We start from the raw sequence: 19,898 nt of genomic DNA, 5'->3' as shown, positions 1-19,898 counted from the left end.
TATTGATATAAACATTCAATTTTGGATTTTTTTCAATTTTGGAGCTTTAAAATTTTACTAAAACCAGGCAAACCGCTTTATCATGATTCAGTTTAAATTTACATCGTATTCATTTTCAGACTACTCCGTAACGATTTTACTGTTTGGCTTAATCTTTATGATTTGGGCCTTTTTCATTCTGCTTTCAGCTAAAAAGAGTTGTAATTTTGTGTACTTGAAACTGATAAAATGAATAAACCCACCCGTAACCAGGACGCATTAAATTACCACTCAAAGGGTCGCCCCGGTAAAATACAGGTAGTACCTACAAAGCCCACCAATTCTCAACGCGACTTAAGTATGGCTTACTCTCCGGGAGTAGCGGAGCCATGCCTGCGCATTGCTGATAATGTTGAGGATGTTTACAAATATACTGCTAAGGGTAACCTGGTAGGAGTAATTAGTAACGGAACCGCTGTATTAGGACTTGGAAACATTGGTCCCGAAGCAAGTAAACCCGTTATGGAAGGTAAGGGATTGTTGTTTAAAATTTATGCTGATATTGATGTTTTTGACCTTGAAGTTAATGCAAAAACAGTTGATGAATTTGTAAACATAGTTAAAGCACTTGAACCAACATTTGGAGGGATAAACCTCGAAGATATATCGGCACCTACCTGCTTTGAAATTGAACGCAGGTTAAAGGCTGAAATGAAAATTCCGGTAATGCATGATGATCAGCACGGAACTGCCATTATATCAGGAGCCGCTTTGCTTAATGCCTGTGAAATACAGGGCAAAAAGCTCGATAAAATAAAAATGGTGGTGAATGGTGCCGGTGCGGCAGCTGTATCATGCTCAAAAATGTACCTGGCTCTCGGCGTTAAAAAAGAGAACCTGGTAATGTTTGATATCAACGGTTTAATTACGCCCAACCGTACTGATCTCGATGATATCAGGATGGAATTTGCTACCGAGCGTAACGATGTGAAGACACTTACTGAGGCAATGAAAAATGCTGATGTCTTTGTAGGACTTTCTGCCGGCAATGTGGTTACACCTGATATGTTGAAAGGCATGGCTAAAAACCCTATTGTTTTTGCCATGGCCAATCCTGAACCTGAAATTGCTTACGATTTAGCGATAAATGCCCGCAAGGATATTATTATGGCTACAGGCAGGTCTGACTTTCCTAACCAGGTTAATAATGTATTGGGCTTTCCATATATCTTCAGAGGGGCACTGGATGTAAGGGCTACTGCTATTAACGAAGAAATGAAAATTGCGGCTGTTAAAGCAATTGCTGAGATGGCCAAAAAGCCAATCCCTGAATCCGTTAACCTCGCGTATAATACCACCAATCTCAAATTCGGCCGTGAATATATTATCCCTAAGCCGATGGACCCACGATTAATAACAGAGGTGTCATCTGCCGTAGCACGCGCTGCGATAGATTCAGGCGTGGCCAGAAAAGTTATAAACGATTGGGATGCCTATATTGAAGAGCTAAGGGTAAGAATTGGCATTAATGATAAACTGCTTCGTGGCTTGACCAATAAGGCAAAGCAAAACCCTAAAAAGATAGTTTTTGCGGAAGCCGACACCTATAAGATTTTAAAGGCAGCTCAAATTGTAAAAGAAGAAGGGATTGCCACACCAATTTTGCTGGGTAATATTGAAAAGATAAAACAAATAATGCGCGAAAACGAGATTGAACTCGGTGACGTACACATTATTGACCCCGGTGAAAATTGCGAACGATTGGAAGAGTATGCTGATTATTTGTACAATAAACGCCAGCGCAGAGGAGTAACGCTTTATGAGTCAAGAAAATTGATGCATGACAGGAATTACTATGGTGCCTGTATGGTTCAGTTTGGTGAAGCAGATGCTTTGATATCAGGCTTAACCAAGGATTATGTTACTACTATTAAGCCCGCCCTGCAAATTATTGGTACAGGCGATGGCGTAAGCAGGGTTGCCGGTATGTATATGATGATCACCAAAAATGGACCTGTATTTTTTGGTGATACAACAGTGAATGTTAATCCATCTGTGCAGGATCTGGTGGATATAACGGTACTGATTGAGCGTACTGTAAAACAATTTAACATCAACCCGCGGGTTGCTTTACTGTCTTATTCAAACTTCGGATCAAACGAAGGCCCAATACCCGAAAAGACACGTGAAGCGGTGCGTATTCTGCACGAAAAATATCCAAATATGCTGGTTGACGGCGATATGCAAGCAAATTTTGCTTTAAATGCCGACCTGCTTGCTGATAATTTTCCGTTTTCAACATTAAAGGGAAAACCAGCAAATACTCTTATCTTTCCAAACCTTGAATCAGGAAATATTGCCTATAAATTATTGCAGGAAATGGGAGGTGCAGAAGCTGTCGGTCCAATTTTACTTGGACTGAAAAAGCCTGTACACGTACTTCAATTAGGCAGTTCGGTAAGGGAGATAGTGAATATGATTACCATTGCTGTAATTGATGCCCAGGAAAAAGAGAACGAATATTTAAAAAATAAACCAGCCGCTGCTTTAAAAGCTAAATAAAGATGTACGCATATATTGATGGGAAATTAGTTTTTAAGAATGCTGCTTTTGTGGTAATTGATGCCGGAGGTGTTGGTTATCATATCAATATTTCATTAAATACCTATTCAAAACTCGGAGAGAATGAGCGTTGCAAACTGTTTACATGGCTGCATGTAAAAGAGGATGCACATACTTTATATGGCTTTATTGATGAGGGTGAGCGCCGGTTATTTTTGCACCTGATATCCATATCTGGTATCGGTCCTAATACTGGCAGAATGATGTTGTCATCTGTGACACCCGAAGAAATACAAAATGCAATAATTTCGGGCAATGTTGCATTGATTCAACGTATAAAGGGTATCGGTCCAAAATCGGCCCAGCGTATTATACTGGAATTGCAGGATAAACTGAAAAAAGAGGGGCCAGATACTTTGAGTCCGGCACCTTTAAATAAAACAGTAAGAGAAGAAGCATTATCAGCTTTAGTGATGCTTGGTTTTGCACGCAATGCTGCCGAGAAGGTAATTGAACTGGAATTAAACAGAAATACTGGCGATATAACCGTTGAACAATTGATTAAAGCCGCGTTAAAAAGTTTATAATTAATAGAATTTGAATTCCTGACCTTGATTAAAATTTTTACCTTAAAAGGAGTTGTATGCATTTTATTCTTTTCTGCATTTTGCGGATTGGGGAATGTTTTTGCACAACAATCAGCAGGAAACCGTGATACAACAAAGGTACAAGTACCTGATAATGGTAAAGATCCGAGAAATATAAGGCTCCTGGATGGGATATTTGACCCGGATCCTCCCAACCTTGTCCGTACTATTGAGTATGATCCAAGCCTCAATATGTACATTTTATATGAAAGAGTAGGCAACCTATTATACCGTCCACCACAATACCTCACATTTGAACAATATTTACATTTAAAAGAAAGAGAAAACCAAAGAGCTTATTTTCAACAGCTCTCGGATAATTATGCTTATCAGTCGCAGCAGCCGGGCTTTATTCCACAAATAAAGATCAGGAGCCAGACTTTTAATCAAATATTTGGTGGATCAACAATTGACATCAGGCCGCAGGGTTCTGCCCAGGCTATTATGTCTGGTCAGGTAAATAGTAACCAAAATCCACTGTATAGTACACAGCAGCGTAACCAGTTTAATTTTAATTTTGATCAGAAAATTCAATTAAATATCACCGGAACTATAGGCGAAAAATTAAAAATTACTACAAATTACAATACCGATGCCCAGTTCAATTTCGAGAACCAGATAAAGCTCGAATACACTGGCTACAAGGATGAGATTATACAAAAAATAGAAGTAGGTACAGTAAGCATGCCTTTAAATACCACGCTTATTACTGGTAGCCAGGCATTGTTTGGAGTAAAGGCACAATTTAAATTCGGTAAGCTTGATGTAACTACCATTATGTCGCAGCAGCGTTCGCAATCGCAATCAATTACCATAAAAAATGGAGCGCAGCAAGGAAGCTTTAAACTGACCTCTGCAGATTATGATGCCAATAAACACTTCTTTTTATCACAGTTTTTTAGAAACAATTACAATAAGGCACTTGCCAATATTCCTATTATCAGCTCAAATGTAAACATCACAAAAATTGAAGTTTGGGTAACCAACAGGATAAACAGTACAACAGGTTCAAGAGATATATTGGCTTTTACCGACCTCGGAGAAAACAATCCTTATAATAAAACTTTAATAAAGGGCGGTTCAGGTTATTCTGGCCTTCCAGCGGGTTTTCAGGGTCCGGGTTTTCCACAAGAATCGAACTCATTATTGCGTGGTTTACCTGTAAATGCACGATTAACCAATGATCCTAAAAATACAATAGCAACCTATTTTGCTTCTACAGGTACTTCAGATAACTATGCTAAATTAACTTATGCCCGTTTATTAACCACAAAGGATTACACCCTTCACCCTCAGCTGGGGTATATATCTCTTAACTATCCGCTTAATAATGATGAGGTACTGGCTGTTGCTTACCAATATACTTACAACGGCACTCAGTACCAGGTAGGTGAATTTTCTACAGATGTGCCGGTTGATCCGAATACCCCAAAAGTTTTGTATGTAAAATTGCTTAAAAATGAGCTGTTAAAAACAAATTTACCTACCTGGAACCTGATGATGAAAAACATTTATCCTTTAAATGCTTATCAAATCAGTCCCAATAATTTTAAGCTTACCATTTCAAGGTTAGATGATAAATCTGGTATCCAGAAACCTATAATGGAGGAGGGCCAGAATACCAAAAGTAAACTCTGGATACAATTAACAGATTTGGATAATCTTGATCAGCAACAGAATAAACAACCCGATGGCTATTTTGATTATCTGGAAGGCGTGACCATTGATTCCCAAAATGGCCTCCTTATTTTCCCGGTACTGCAGCCTTTTGGTGCCGATTTGTCTAACCAATTTACCGCCGGCGAACAGGATTTAAAAAATCGTTATGTTTATCAGCCACTATATGATTCTACTAAAACCATTGCACAGCAGTTATTTCCACAACTGAACAGATATACCATATCCGGAACATACAGTGCCACAGGCGGGTCCGATTATCAGTTGAATGCAGTTAATATTCCACAGGGATCAGTAACCGTAACTGCTGGTGCATTGAAGCTGGTAGAGGGGACCGATTTTACTGTTGATTATAGCGCCGGCCGAATCCGCATTTTAAACACAGCCTTGCTGGCATCAGGTCAGCCTATTACGGTTAATGTTGAAAATAATGCATTGTTTGGGGTTCAGCAAAAGTCATTGTATGGTGCCAGGTTTAATTATAAGGTGGATGATAATTTAAATCTTGGCGCAACTATAATGCACTTAACAGAGCAGCCAATAACGCAAAATGAATTAGTTGGTCAGGAATCTATTTCAAATACCATTTATGGTTTCGATGTAAATTATAATTCCCAATCAAGGTTACTTACCCGTTTAGTTGATAAAATACCATTGATACATACCAAAGTACCTTCGTCCATATCTTTTAATGGCGAATTTGCTGATTTGGTACCAGGGAGTCCATCTGCGTTGAACTTTGCCGGTTCAAAAAATGGAACAGCTTACCTGGACGATTTTGAGAATAGCCAATCCGTAATTCAATTGAATAGTGCTACAGGCTGGCAAATTTCGGGTACACCGCAATTGTTTTCCGAAGCAGGCAATTTTAATGATTTAAGTTATGGATATAATCGTGCGCGTTTGGCATTTTATAATATCGACCCGATTTTTTATACAGGTTCAACCATTCCGATTAATCACAATGAACTTTCCAATAATTACGTAAGGCAGATCATAGAGACCGAGGTATTCCCATTTAAGCAATCGCCAACCGGATCGCCTTTGCCAATTGCCACTTTTGACCTTGCCTTTTACCCTTCCATACGCGGGCCTTATAACTATTCAACCTCATTGATAAACCCTGATGGTACACTTCAAAATCCAACTTCACGTTGGGGTGGTATCTTCCGTGGGCTTAATTCAAATGACTTCCAGGCACTCAATGTTCAGTATATTGAATTTTGGGTGATGGATCCGTTTATAAATAAACCTAATTCAAAGGGTGGTGATCTTTATTTTGATTTGGGTAATATTTCGGAAGATATATTAAAAGATGGTCAAAAGAGTTTGGAAAACGGATTGCCTGTTGATGGTACTTTAACCAATGTTAGTGAAACAAATTGGGGTAGAGTACCCAAATTGCAGCCTGTTGTAAATTCATTCGATAGTGACCCAAATTCGCGCAAATTACAGGATGTGGGCCTGGATGGTTTAGCAGATGCTGACGAGCAAACAAAATTTGCATCAGTAGTACAAAAAGTAAAAGGTGCAGTGAGCGCAAGTGCAGCCAGCACTTTTGCTGCTGACCCCTCATCAGATGACTATCAATATTACCAGGGGCCGGCTTTGGATAGGGCAGGTGCCGGTATTTTGTCGCGTTATAGCAGGTACAACGGTACAGAGGGTAACTCGCCAACAACCCAGCAGTCACAAGCGTTACTGGGCCTTCAAACATCTGCCGCAACAGCTGTGCCCGATGGAGAAGATGTGAATCACGATAACAACATGGATCAGGATGATGAATATTTTGAGTATCATGTGTCCTTAAAACCCAGTGGCATGGTGGTTGGTCAGAATTTTATTAGTGATAAGGTAGTATCGGCAGTAACCCTTGCCAATGGCACTAAAGAAAATGTTACCTGGTATCAGTTCCGTGTCCCTATTAATGCTTATACCAATACCGTTGGTGGTATTCAGGATTTTAAATCCATTCGTTATATCCGTACATTCCTCACAAACTTTGCTGATACGGCAATTTTGCGTTTTGCCACCCTGCAATTGGTACGTGGTGATTGGCGAGCATTTAATACAGAAAACAACCCGGCCAACGTACTTGCAGACCCTGCGATAGTTAACCCTCCGTTAGATAATTCAACAATTGATGTTGAAACGGTAAGTATTGAGCAAAATGGTAACCGCACACCTATCCCTTATGTAGTACCTCCTGGTATTCAAAGGCAAACAGATTACAGCAACCTGCAAACCAATACCAAGTTAAATGAGCAATCGTTATCGGTAATAGTAACCAACGTGCGCGACGGATATTCAAGAGCAGCTTTTAAATTATTTAGCAATGATTTAAGAAAATACAAGCACTTGCAGATGTTTATACATGCTGAGGCTAACGGAGCAACGTTAAAAAATAATGATGTAAGTGCCTTTATTCGTTTAGGGGCCGATTACGTAAATAATTATTATGAGTACGAAATACCGCTACAGGTTACTCCTCCCGGTAGCTCAGACGTGAATTCTATTTGGCCCGCCGCAAATGAACTTGATCTGGAGCTTTCATTATTAACAAATGCAAAACTTGCCCGCAATAATGCCAAATATAATGGACAGCCATGGCCTTTAACAATGCCGTATACTTTGGTTAACGGGCATAATAAAATCACTATTGTGGGTGAACCAGATTTGAGTCAGGTTACTACAGTTATGCTGGGTGTGCGTAACCCATTAAAAACACCATCTACCACCAGTACTGATGATGGTATGGAAAAATCTGCCACGATTTGGTTTGATGAATTGCGCCTTACTGATTTTGATGAGCAGGGTGGGTGGGCAGCTATTGGTCACTTTAATGCGAAACTGGCTGATTTTGCCAATGTAACTATATCAGGTAATAAAACTACCGCCGGTTTTGGCACGCTGGATTCAAGAATGGAAGATCGCAGTACAGATAATGTATCCGGATATGATGTGGCTGCAAATATTGAACTCGGAAAGGTTTTTCCTGATAAAAGCGGTGTTCACATCCCGGCTTATATTGATGTGTCCAAACAAATAAGCATGCCGCAGTATGATCCTGCAGCCCCTGATATTTTGTTGTCTCAAAGCCTTGCTAATGCGCCAACCGCCCAGAAAAAAGACTCCATTAAAAACGCAGCAGAAAGTTATACGCAACGAACCAGTGTAAACCTTACCAATGTTCACAAAGCTAAAACTGATCCAAAGGCTCCGTCGCATTTATGGGATATTGAAAACTGGAATGCTACGGTAGCTTACACAGAGTATGAACACCATGATTTTACAACTCTTGAAGATCTGGAGAAAACATATCATGTTTCATTGGCTTATAATTATACCACACAACCAAAGTATTATAGCCCTTTTAGTAAAATCATTAAGAAAAACACGCTGGCCCTGATACGCGATATTAACTTTGACCTGGCACCAACAAGGTTGAATTACAGTATCACCTTTGATCGTTTTTACTCGGAGAATACATTAAGAAACAACGACCCTACGGATGAGGTACCTATACCAACCACGTATAACAAAACATTTAACATTACCCGGGTATACGGCATAGGATGGAACCTGACTAAATCGCTCACCATGGATTTAGATGCTACCAATTTGTCAACCGTTGATGAGCCTGCCGGACGTATCAATGGTTTAAAAATTGATACCCTTTGGGATCGTATTTTGAATTTGGGCCGTACCACCAACTATAACCATACACTGAATATTAATTATAACGTACCAATTGGTAAAATACCGGGAATGGACTGGACTACTTTGGTTGCACATTACAGTACCCACTTTACCTGGCAGGCACAGGCTCTTTTTTCAATTGATGATCCGCAGTTTGATGTGGGTAACAGTATACAAAATGCCCGTACTATACAGCTCAATCCAACCCTTAATTTCGATGCACTATACAAAAAATTCTCTTTTATTAAACGGGCAACAAGTAATGATAATACGAATGGGTTAACCAAAATGCTGGTAAATCTGTTAACCAGTGTGAAAAATATTAGCGGTACTTATACCAATACGCAGGGTACATTTATTCCGGGTTATTTGCCACAGTCTAATTTCCTTGGGGAGGACTTGAATTATAATTCGCCGGGTATTGGATTTTTATTAGGCAGCCAGGCTGATTTACGTGAAACCGCACTTCAACATGGCTGGATTAGTACAGATACACTCCAAAATCAGTTGTACGTTAGAACCTATAACTATGATCTGCACCTGAAAAGTACTGTACAGCCCTTTAAATACCTCCGGATAGATTTAATGGCTTTTAAAACGCAGGATCATACCTATCAAACAAACTTTAAATCAATTGATGGGTCAACTAATATCGAAAGCTATAACCCGGTTACCACAGGTGATTACAGTGTTTCCTATTTTACCCTGGCAACAGCATTTTCAAAAATCAGCGGCGTTAATAACACTTCGCCAATATTTGAGAAGTTTATGGCCGACAGGGTCATTATTTCACAAAGATTAGGGCAACAAAATCCAAACTCAGATGGTTTGGCTGCAGGAGGCTATGCCGATGGTTACAGCGCTAATTCACAAAATGTGGTAGTACCTGCATTTCTTGCCGCCTATACAGGCAAAAGTGCATCAACATCCAGCTTAAACCAGTTTCCAAATGTCCCTATTCCGAATTGGCAAATAACTTATAATGGCTTGAGCCATATTCCATTCTTTAGCAATATTTTTGAATCGTTAGATGTCACCAATGGTTATCGTTCGTCATACAATGTAAGTGGTTATACTACTTTGCTGCAATACCAGGCAACTAATGGAGCTGTAAGTTCAAGAGATGCCAATAACGACTTTTTACCGTATTACCAGTTTTCAACCGTAACTATTTTTGAACAATTTGTGCCTTTGATAGGGTTTAATGCCCGCTTTAAAAATAGCATGACCGCTACATTAGAGTACAGGCAAAGCCGCTCTTTAAGCTTAAGTGTACTAAACAGTCAGCTGGCGCAGCAAAATCAAAATGTATTGGTGTTTGGCTGGGGATATCATACCAAAAGCTTCAGATGGCCTTTTGGCTGGTTTAGTGGTACCAAGCAGAATAATGATGTTAACTTTAAAATTGATTTTTCATTACAGGATACTAAAACGCTTATTTACCAGGCCGATGTACAACAGGCACAGGTATCATCGGGAGCACAAAATATTACAGTACGGCCAACTATTGATTATGTAATTAACCAACGTTTTAACCTGAGTTTGTTTTATGATTCAAATATAACCAGGCCGTATACTTCACAAACCTTTAATACCGCTTTTACTAATTTTGGTATTAATTTGAAATTGATACTACAATAAAAAAGGGATGCAATTTGCATCCCTTTTTTACTAACAGTAAATTAATTATATAAAATTAATCAGCTTTGCTAACGCTTCCAGAGCCAATAGTTTTACTATCGGTAACGGTAGCACTACCTGTATAAACTACATTACCTGAACCTACAATATGGGCTGATATGGTTTTTTCGGCAGAAAAATAAGCATTACCAGACCCGGTGATTAATACTGAAGCCGACCCGGTTTTGAGTTCCTTGCCATTCAATTCTCCTGAACCACTGATAGTTACTTTTGATTCGCTTGTATGGCCATTTAAATGAATAGAGCCAGAACCGCTGATGGTAGCATGAAGATCGCCTGATTTAACAGAAGATGAAATGCTGCCTGATCCGCTTAAAACAATATTTACGTTATCGCCAGAGACCACGCCTTCTACTTTTATAGAACCTGAACCTGCATTGGCTAAACCTGAAAGGGATTTAGCGGTAACATATACGTCTATCCTTCCAATATTGTCGTGGTTCTCGGAATGATGTTTAAATTTTATTTCAAGATTTCCGTCCTCAACTACTGTTTCAATTTCATTAATAATATCAGAGCTGGCACTAATCTTTAAACTTTCGGTGCCATTAATGTTTACATGTACATCAAATGGTCCTGATGAAGAGATGCTGTGGAATCCGGAAACGGATCTGCTTTGTTCAGATTGTGCCAATGCTTTAAATGTTGTGCCTGTTAGCAGTAATAAAGCGAAAATGGAGTATGCTATCTTTTTCATAATTTTTGTTTATTGATAAGATGCACATGCAGCTAAAAATGTTGCACCAAAAAGAAATATAATTAAGATAGAACAGTTTAAAACCCCGTTGCTTTGTTATCGGAAATCCAGATAATCGGGAATACACATAAACCGAATTAATTGCCGGCAGCCAATTTCTTTTCTTCTCGTTTTTTACGGCGCTCAGCTCTTTTTCGTAGCCGTTGCTCCTTTTTTACCTTTCTGTTTTGTTGATAGATAGCTTGTTGATTGGTCATTTCAACGGTGGCATCCTGCGTTTTTTTATCAAGGCCAATGCTGGGTTTAATGCCGCTTAACAACGTTTGCCAAATGTATTTAAAGAATGGAAAATCAGACTCACGTTCAAAATTCACAAAAACAGACCGGGGGGGGCCTCCTTCAATATCAGGATTATTACGTTTAAGTATAAAAATATTAGCGTACAATGAAGCAAATGCACGCTGTTTAAGGTTGTCTGAAACAGTATCTATTTTAAGTAAAGCAACTTTGGCGTTATTATATAAAAGTGTAATTTTTCCGGTTGCTTTGTTTTTGTTGGCATGTATGTCAAAGTCGAATTGTTTTAATGTACCGGAGGTCATTTTTACCATGGTTAAGGGTACCGTGGCCGAATTAACTATTTTCAGATCCATTGGTCCAAGGCTTCCTTTATAGTCAAAGGTTTTATCATCATCAGTTAAATTGAATGACATCTGCAGGTTAAACTTACCCCGGTTCATAAAGTAACTGGTTAATTGCACCGAGGATACATTGTTTTTTTGCAGTGCAACAGGATTAGTGGTAAGATTTAAAACGCGTCCGCTTGTATGATTAAAATAGATAGATCCGGTTTTGTTTGATTTTGCGTTGAATTCGGTATAGGTAATGTTTATTTGGTTTATAAACGCAGTATCAATTTTCATATTAGCATTTATTTTGTAAATGCCAATATTTGGGAAAGTTGCAACCCTGTCTGTTGGTGGTTTAAAATGATTTGGATTACTAAAAATTTCAATTGCTCCATTTTTTAAAAGTAAATTGGATGCATTAAGCGTGCGGTATTTATGGTAGCTTAAAAAATCAAAATGATTAAGTTGTACCGAGTCAATGTGCATCGTAAACTTATCCTTATGGCTTTTAGCAAAAAAATCCTCAGCATTTATAGGTTTTAAAGTTAGCCCTTCAATGTTTAGCTGCGATTTTAAGGTTGATAGTTTTATGTGATCGATTTTACCACTGTACAGGCCATTTGCCGTTTTAAAAGTGTAATTATTTAATTCGGCAATTATCTCCTTACAATAAAGCATTCGCGATTTATCTTTTTGTGTTGTTGAATCTATCAGCAATTCATGTGCACTTACATTCATTTCTTTAAGTTCGGAGATAGCCAATTTATTGCCCGAATAATCATCGTATCTGAACTTAATATCACCCATTATAATATTACCTACATGAATTGAACGTAGGCTTTTGGAGATTTTTTGCCACGTTGTACGATTATCTTTAAGTACAGTGTCCTTAGTATGGTTTAGTTGATAGCTGATATGGACCTCCGGATTATTGATAATTACCTCGCCTATGTCAAGCTTCTTTTTGAAATATAACTTTAAGGGATGGATATGAGATAAGGTAAGCCTTTTTATATGTAGCTCAACCAAGTTGTTCGGGGCCAGATGCAATTTCTTTTTGCTATTATAAACTGCTGTATCGGGTTTTAAGGTGATATTATAAAATACTATACTACCCCTAAGTATACGTAACTCTGCGGATGAAAAATCAACGTTGTACAAACCGCCACTGCTGGTCGCAACAACCTCTTTAAGTTTTTTAGCCAGTATGGGCGACCAATGGCTGTTTACAAATAGGGAAAAAGCGAAAACAAGCAAAATTAAAATAAATGAAATAACAGCTGTTACTTTATGCCATTTGCGCTTTAGAATGTTAACCGTCATTTAATTCCCTGGTTTTGTTTGCTTTGATTTATAGAGTCCTTTTTTGCCTGTTTTTCTTTTTTTCGCTCCTCACGCTTTTGTTTATATGCTTCTTTGCTTTTCTTAAGTTTGTCTACCAAATTACTAACTTTTGCTACAGCTACGTTAACTTTGTTTTCTGTTTTTTTGTCAAACCCAACACTCGGCTTTAACCCTTCCAATAAAGCCTTATATAAAAAGCTGAAGAATGAAGTAGTTGAATCCCTTTTTACAGCTATAGGCCCTGGTCTGAAAACTCCTTTTTTATCAGGATTGTTGTCTTCAATTATTAATGTGTTGGCTAACGAAGAGATAAAACCTTGCTTTTGCAAATCTGCTTTACCCTTTACCTTTTTTAACAACTGAATATTTAAATTTTTGTAATAAAATTCAAGATGGCCTTTTCCACTGTAGTTGTTTGCGTTTACATTGAAAGTTAGTTTTTCAATATCAGCTGATTGTACGTGAACCATGGCTAAAGGTTTTACCAGTTTATCCAATATCCGGCCATCAAACTTTCCCAATGTTCCTGAATAGTTGAACGCTCCGTCTTTAGCTACTAAATTAAATTTAAAATTTACCTGTAAAGGAGCCTCCTCCATAAAACGGGTATTAATGTAAGCCCGCATAAAAGGGTTTATCTTTTTTTGATCATCGTCATTAGTAACATTCAGAATATAGCCATTGGTGTGCGTAAATAAAATTTTGCCGGTAAACCCAGAGGTGGCATCGGTTTCTGAATAAATAATACTGGCGTTTTTAATATTTAAACGTTTTAAACGCATGTCAAGCGCTACATTTTGCAATGCCTGATGGGGGTCCTTACCGATTTTAACCGAGTTTGTGCCTTTTATAAAGCCATTGTGATAAATATTTACACTTGGATTAATGGCATCCATTGATCCGGCATACAAAAACTGATCGCGAAAAATACTTTGCAAATCAATATCATTAATATCGATACGTTTAAATTTTAAATCAAAAATGTCTCCTGCTTTGCCAGATACCCGGTAAAAGTCTGTATGGTTATACCTGGGTGCAAAGGCTACTTTTTCCAGAACCATCTTTTTTTGCTGGGTAGAAAAGAAGATTTTTTTCAGACTTACCTTGTATAAACTATCCGGTGTTTTTATTTCATAATCATGAATAGTAATGTCTATCCCTTTGGTATAATAGAACCGGTTGGGATCTCTGTCAGACAAAGAATCAATTACAATGTCAGAAATCTTAATATCCAGGTGTTTAAGGGCTGTTTGTTTAGCAACAGGCTTGTTTTTATTAATATAGTTCAAGCTAATGTCGTTTAGGTTGATCGCGTTAATATGCAATTGTTTAAAAACGCTTTTAAGCACCTCATATGGTGTTTTGGGCTTGCCTATCTTTACCGTATCGTTAAATTTATAACGCTTGTTTATAACGGTAAGATCAGGTTTATCAATTGAAATGTTATCAATATCCAATATTTTTTCCTTGTAAGCTTTGCGTGCGCCTACGTTTTTAATAGATAGCTTTTTTACGCTTAAAATAAACAGGTTATCGGGAGCTTTCTTTAAGGCAACCAGTTTTTCATAAACTACGGTATCTGGTACCAGTTTAAAATCACTCACTGTAGCATTGCCTGATGTAATATCTAAGTCAAAATCAGAATATTCAATATGGTATAAACTATCGCTTGATTTAAGCACCAGCTGTTTTAGTTGTGCTTGTAATATAGGTTTCCAACGGTTATTGGCCAGGTACTTATTATATAAATAATAGCCTGTAGTACATGCAATTACTATAATTGCTAATAAGACCCATGGCCATATTCTTTTCTTTTTTTTAGGATGTGTCTCTGGTTCAGACATTGATTTATGATTTAACTCAATTTACAACAAGAAAAGTTTGATTTTGTTATTGCTGACAATATGTCACGCTATATTTAAATTTTATGTATTTTTGTAATCTAAATTTTTAATGCAGATGATGGATTTGGTAATTCCGGATAAAGTACATGATGAGAGCAGGCAGGGTGAGGCTTTAGTTTTAGAGCCCGTAAAAGGGAAAAACAACGGCCGCAAATTGTATATTGAAAGTTATGGCTGTGCCATGAATTTTTCTGATAGTGAGATAGTAGCTTCAATTTTGTTAGATAAAGGATTTGAAACCACATCAGATTTTACTGTTGCCGATGTTATTTTTATAAATACCTGCTCAATCCGTGAAAATGCGGAGCAGCGCGTACGCAATCGTCTTAAAGAATTTACCGTTGCCAAGGTTAAAAACCGAGGTTTGGTGGTAGGTGTATTGGGTTGCATGGCCGAGCGTTTAAAATCAAAGTTCTTAGAGGAAGAAAAGCTGGTCGACGTAGTGGTTGGTCCGGATGCTTACCGTGATTTGCCTAATTTGATTGATCAGGTTGATGACGGTCAGAAAGCAGTGAACGTATTGTTGTCCCGTGAAGAAACTTATGCAGATATAAGCCCTGTACGTTTAAATAGTAATGGTATTAATGCCTTTGTTTCTATTATGCGTGGGTGCGATAATATGTGTTCATTCTGCGTGGTTCCATTTACCCGTGGCCGCGAACGCAGTCGTGATCCTCATTCAATTGTTAAGGAATGTACTGACCTGTTTAACCAGGGGTATCGCGAGGTAACCTTGCTTGGGCAAAACGTAGATTCGTACAAATGGAAATCAGGAATGGAAAGCCCGAAATCTGAAGTTTCAAATGAAGAACGGCAACAAAATGCACTGACTGTGGGCGAAGATATAGCTGAGGTTTCAGAAGATTTGAGTAAGGTTGAGGTTAATTTTGCCAATTTATTGGAGATGGTAGCTTTGGTTGATCCTCAACTACGTGTACGTTTTTCAACCTCGCATCCCAAAGATATTACTGACGAGGTACTATACACCATTAAAAAACACGACAACATTTGTAAATACATTCACCTGCCGGTACAATCGGGTAATAGCCGTGTATTGGAGTTGATGAACCGTACTTATGACCGTGATTGGTATATTAACAGGGTTGATGCTATTCGTCGTATTATACCTGAGTGTGCTATATCAACAGATGTAATCACTGGTTTTTGCAGCGAAACGGAAGAAGAACACCAGGATACATTGAGTATGATGGATTATGTGCAGTACGACTTTGCATACATGTTTATGTATTCTGAAAGACCGGGAACTTTAGCCGCTAAACGTTATGCCGATGATATTCCTGATCTGGTAAAGCATAATCGCCTGAAAGAGATAGTTGCCAGGCAGCAGGAACATTCCTTCATCAGGTTACAAAAATTGGTAGGCACCACACAAAAAGTATTAATTGAAGGTTTTTCAAAAAAATCAGACCAGGATTATTGTGGAAGAAGTGACCAGAATGCCATGGTGGTTTTCCCGGTTACTGAAAATTATAAGCCGGGCCAATATGCAAACGTGTTTATTGAACGTAGCACAACAGCTACCATGATAGGAAGAGTTGTCCCCCAAACCCCCTAAAGGGGAGTTTTGTCCTGATGTTTATCAGACTAATTGTTTGGGGTTTATTAAATATTAAAAAAAAACTCCCCCTTTAGGGGATCGGAGGGTATGGAAGTACAAGAAATTAAACAGCGCTTCGGTATCATCGGCAATTCGCCGTTGCTGAACCGGGCCATAAATATAGCTAACCAGGTATCGCCAACAGATATTTCGGTATTAATAACCGGCGAGAGTGGTAGCGGGAAGGAAGTGTTTTCGCACATTATCCACCAGATGAGTCCGCGCAAGCATGGGCCTTTTATTGCAGTAAACTGCGGTGCAATTCCTGAAGGGACTATTGATTCAGAATTATTTGGGCACGAAAAAGGTGCTTACACCGGTGCTGTAGGCGAACGCAAGGGGTATTTTGAAACAGTAAATGGCGGTACCATATTTTTAGATGAGATTGCCGAAATGCCGTTGGGTACACAAGCCCGTTTATTGCGGGTATTGGAATCGGGCCAGTATATTAAAGTAGGTTCATCAAAGGTTGAAAAGACTAATGTACGGGTTATTGCAGCCACCAATGTTGATGTTTATGATGCGGTAAAGAATGGTAAATTTAGGGAAGATTTGTATTACCGCTTAAACACTGTACCGTTAAAAATACCACCATTGCGTGATCGAAAGGAAGATATTTATTTATTATTCAGAAAATTCACTTCCGATTTTACCGATAAATACCGTACACCTGCCATTCAGTTAGATGACGATGCGCAGCAGGTATTGGTCAATTACTCATGGCCAGGTAACGTAAGGCAGCTGAAAAATATGGCCGAGCAGTTGGCGGTATTGGAGCGGGATCGTATTATTACAGCACAAACCCTGCTTTCTTATATCCCTATGGAAGCAACCGGACGCAACCTGCCCATGCGTTTAGATCAGCCTAAAGAGGATTTTTCGGAGCGCGATATACTGTACAAAGTTTTGTTTGATATGAAGCGCGACATGGTTGAATTGAAAAAGCTGGTTGCCGATATTATTGAACATGGGGGAGTATCTGTTAACCATGCAAGTCATTCGCAGGCCATAAATCAGTTATACAGGGATATTGAATTACCTGGTGCACCCGAAACACAATTTACCATTCAGCAGCCCGTTATTAGTAACAATAATAATGCTAACCCGTACAACATCACCCATGACGCTGAAGAGGTTGAAGAATCACTTTCACTGGTTGATAAAGAATCGGATTTGATACGTAAAGCACTCAAAAAGCACAAAGGAAAACGTAAGCTGGCAGCAAATGAACTCGGGATTTCTGAAAGAACCCTGTATAGAAAAATTAAAGAACTAAATTTGTAATTGAATGAAGAGGATACAGGTGCTATTTGTGGCCATTATTTGTTTTATATTGATTTGCCCGTCTTGCAAGCTAAGCTTAAATGGTGCATCCATACCCGCCAATATGAAAACAATAAGGGTTGATTTTTTTGAAAATAACGCAGCCTTGGTGGTAAACAACCTCAGTACTACTTTTACCGAAGCTTTGAAAGACCGTATCAGAAATACCACCCGTTTAAGTATAGTACGATCAGAAGAAGCAGATGCCGTGATGTCGGGTTCTATTACTGATTATAATATTGCCCCGGTTTCCATCAACGCAACAGCTAATAATGTAGCGCCAATAGCGGGAGCAAGCCGTTTATCCATTACCGTTAGTGTAAAATATATTGATAATCTGGATAAAAAGAATAGTTTTGAGCAAACGTTTACAAAAACAGAGAACTTTACCGGTGATATCGCAACGCATGAACAGACGCTGATAGCTGACTTAAATAAGCAGTTAACAGAAGATATTTTCAATAAAGCCTTTGCAAATTGGTAAGCAATTAGTAGTTTGAGCACCGTGGATCAATATAACAACAGTCAGAATGAATTTTTATGGACATTATTAGCCGACCCGGCTGGTGATGTAAAGGCACATGTCTATGATTTACAACGACTTGTAAATGATTTTCCACAAAGCGGTATTTTGCAAGCGCTACTGGCACATGCAAGCGATGAAAAGAATTTAAAGCAGGCATCTGTTTATTTTAATCCTAAAGCTTTATATAAACTAATCAACACACCAGGGGCATTTATTGGTGTGCCTAATGAAAAAATCAATATTCAAAAAAGCCTTAGCAGTAACAGATACTATGAAGATGAAGATTCTGCTGCTGTTGAACATACATTCTCTTATCCAACTACTGATTCAAATACAGAGCAAATAAGCGGTGAAAATTATTTTAATGAACAGCCCGCTGCTGAAGTAGAAGATCTGCTGCATGAAAGCATCGATGAAAATATTTCCCATACAGATACTGCAAATGAACCAGTTTTACATGATCAGATAACAGAACAGCATTTAAACAATGTTGTTCATGAAATTGAAAACATTAAACCGTTAGAAGAGCCTGTTGGTTTAATAGATGAAGTACCTGTATCAGCAATACCTGAAACATCGGCAGATATTGTTAACAATGTTGAAGATCATCATTTAAATAATCACATAGTTGAAACAGCTGAAAGTTATGAAGAGCAGGAAGCTGTTGCTTTAAATTCAGTTGAAGAAGAAACTTTTGACGAAATAACCGGCATTGAGGAAGTAAGCATAACTGAACCGCTTAAAACTGAAGAAACAGCAGAGAACAAAGAAGAAGAGCATAAAGAACCAGAACATAAAGAAGAAATGTACCGGCCATCTTTTCATCCAAATTGGAGAGACTCACCAGGTGAGGAGTTGGAGATTGATGATGATGAACTGGCATATGATGAGGCCGAAAAGCTGATTACCGACAGTATCGCTTCTACAGACTATTTTATGTTTGATAATACCCTGGTTGAGCCTAAAGCAACTGAGCCGGAGGAAACCGGGTTGCAAGCACCTGCTGTGTCAGCCATAACAGAACCAGAAGTTTCTACTTTACCTAATGATGCTGAGCAGCATGATGTATCAAGATATGATGACGACAAAATGCCTTATACTTTTATGTGGTGGCTTGATAAGACACGTAAGGAGCATGCAAGCATTTATCAGCCATATGTAAAGGCCCGTGAAGTTGCAAAACCTGAGAGTAATGTAAAAAAGCAGGCTGATGAATTACAGCATCAATATTATGAGAATATTTTTCATATAACTTCGGTAGATGAATTAGATAAGGGCACTCCTCTTAATGAGAATGCTCCAATTCCGGATGCTAAGCGTAAGGAACAACTAATTATTGAACGCTTTATACAGGAAGAGCCACAGATAAGGCCACAGAGCAGCGATAAGCTGGATAATGAGAACAAAGCAAAGAAAAGCTCGGAAGACAGGGATGAGCTTGTTACCGAAACTTTGGCAAGTATTTATACCGAACAGATGCTTTATCACAAGGCAATAGCATCATACAAAAAATTGATGTTGAAATTTCCGGAAAAAAGCCGTTACTTTGCAGCCAAGATTGAACAGTTAGAAAAGAAAACCAATTAATATAT

At 38.4% G+C, this 19,898-nt stretch carries 10 protein-coding genes; 7 read left to right on the top strand and 3 right to left on the bottom strand.

Features of this window, described 5'->3' with window-relative positions; translation table 11 throughout:
- Window positions 1-228 precede the first annotated feature (228 nt).
- The 3 genes from JN11_RS11090 to sov are packed head-to-tail and all read left to right on the top strand — an operon-like array spanning window position 229 to window position 10,205.
- Window positions 229-2,541: an NADP-dependent malic enzyme gene (locus JN11_RS11090; RefSeq protein WP_144912556.1), complete on the top strand. Its 2,313-nt coding sequence runs from the start codon at window positions 229-231 to the stop codon at window positions 2,539-2,541.
- Between the two features lie 2 nt (window positions 2,542-2,543).
- Window positions 2,544-3,128: a Holliday junction branch migration protein RuvA gene (gene ruvA / locus JN11_RS11085; protein ID WP_144912555.1), complete on the top strand. Its 585-nt coding sequence runs from the start codon at window positions 2,544-2,546 to the stop codon at window positions 3,126-3,128.
- A 33-nt stretch (window positions 3,129-3,161) separates the two neighbouring features.
- Window positions 3,162-10,205 carry a T9SS outer membrane translocon Sov/SprA gene (gene sov, locus JN11_RS11080; RefSeq protein WP_449406738.1) on the top strand — a complete coding sequence of 2,348 codons (7,044 nt, stop codon included), beginning with the start codon at window positions 3,162-3,164 and terminating at the stop codon, window positions 10,203-10,205.
- A gap of 55 nt (window positions 10,206-10,260) precedes the next feature.
- Here the strand turns inward: sov and JN11_RS11075 are convergent, their stop codons facing one another.
- The 3 genes from JN11_RS11075 to JN11_RS11065 form a co-directional block, all read right to left on the bottom strand.
- Entirely contained in the window at window positions 10,261-10,962 is a 702-nt protein-coding gene (locus JN11_RS11075) for a head GIN domain-containing protein (protein ID WP_144912551.1), read from the bottom strand.
- A 137-nt stretch (window positions 10,963-11,099) separates the two neighbouring features.
- Entirely contained in the window at window positions 11,100-12,914 is a 1,815-nt protein-coding gene (locus JN11_RS11070) for an AsmA family protein (RefSeq protein ID WP_144912549.1), read from the bottom strand.
- Window positions 12,911-14,779: a hypothetical protein gene (locus tag JN11_RS11065; protein WP_144912547.1), complete on the bottom strand. Its 1,869-nt coding sequence runs from the start codon at window positions 14,777-14,779 to the stop codon at window positions 12,911-12,913. Before JN11_RS11065 ends, JN11_RS11070 begins: the two co-directional genes overlap by 4 nt.
- Window positions 14,780-14,894: 115 nt before the next feature.
- On the opposite strand from JN11_RS11065, the gene JN11_RS11060 reads away from it, so the two are divergent.
- The 4 genes from JN11_RS11060 to JN11_RS11045 all read left to right on the top strand — a co-directional run bounded on the left by JN11_RS11060 (window position 14,895) and on the right by JN11_RS11045 (window position 19,893).
- The gene (locus JN11_RS11060; RefSeq protein ID WP_144912546.1) at window positions 14,895-16,415 is read left to right on the top strand and encodes a MiaB/RimO family radical SAM methylthiotransferase; all 1,521 of its coding nucleotides are present in this window, start codon (window positions 14,895-14,897) and stop codon (window positions 16,413-16,415) included.
- A gap of 90 nt (window positions 16,416-16,505) precedes the next feature.
- A complete protein-coding gene (locus tag JN11_RS11055; RefSeq protein ID WP_144912544.1) occupies window positions 16,506-17,741 on the top strand; it encodes a sigma-54 interaction domain-containing protein in 1,236 nt (411 codons plus the stop codon).
- Between the two features lie 4 nt (window positions 17,742-17,745).
- A complete protein-coding gene (locus JN11_RS11050; RefSeq protein WP_144912543.1) occupies window positions 17,746-18,264 on the top strand; it encodes an LptE family protein in 519 nt (172 codons plus the stop codon).
- A gap of 21 nt (window positions 18,265-18,285) precedes the next feature.
- On the top strand, window positions 18,286-19,893 hold the full coding sequence (locus JN11_RS11045; RefSeq protein ID WP_144912541.1) for a hypothetical protein: 1,608 nt from the start codon (window positions 18,286-18,288) through the stop codon (window positions 19,891-19,893).
- Window positions 19,894-19,898: the final 5 nt, after the last annotated feature.

Origin of the sequence: Mucilaginibacter frigoritolerans (genome assembly GCF_007830615.1) — a bacterium.
GTDB lineage: Bacteria > Bacteroidota > Bacteroidia > Sphingobacteriales > Sphingobacteriaceae > Mucilaginibacter > Mucilaginibacter frigoritolerans.
This window is presented reverse-complemented; position numbering and strand designations above follow the sequence as displayed.

Excerpts from the sequence above, each read along its gene's own strand:
- ruvA (WP_144912555.1), top strand. The coding sequence starts at position 2,544 with ATGTACGCATATATTGATGGGAAATTAGTTTTTAAGAATGCTGCTTTT.
- JN11_RS11050 (WP_144912543.1), top strand. The coding sequence starts at position 17,746 with ATGAAGAGGATACAGGTGCTATTTGTGGCCATTATTTGTTTTATATTG.
- JN11_RS11070 (WP_144912549.1), bottom strand. The coding sequence starts at position 12,914 with ATGACGGTTAACATTCTAAAGCGCAAATGGCATAAAGTAACAGCTGTT.
- JN11_RS11075 (WP_144912551.1), bottom strand. The coding sequence starts at position 10,962 with ATGAAAAAGATAGCATACTCCATTTTCGCTTTATTACTGCTAACAGGC.
- JN11_RS11055 (WP_144912544.1), top strand. The coding sequence starts at position 16,506 with ATGGAAGTACAAGAAATTAAACAGCGCTTCGGTATCATCGGCAATTCG.
- JN11_RS11065 (WP_144912547.1), bottom strand. The coding sequence starts at position 14,779 with ATGTCTGAACCAGAGACACATCCTAAAAAAAAGAAAAGAATATGGCCA.
- JN11_RS11090 (WP_144912556.1), top strand. The coding sequence starts at position 229 with ATGAATAAACCCACCCGTAACCAGGACGCATTAAATTACCACTCAAAG.
- JN11_RS11060 (WP_144912546.1), top strand. The coding sequence starts at position 14,895 with ATGATGGATTTGGTAATTCCGGATAAAGTACATGATGAGAGCAGGCAG.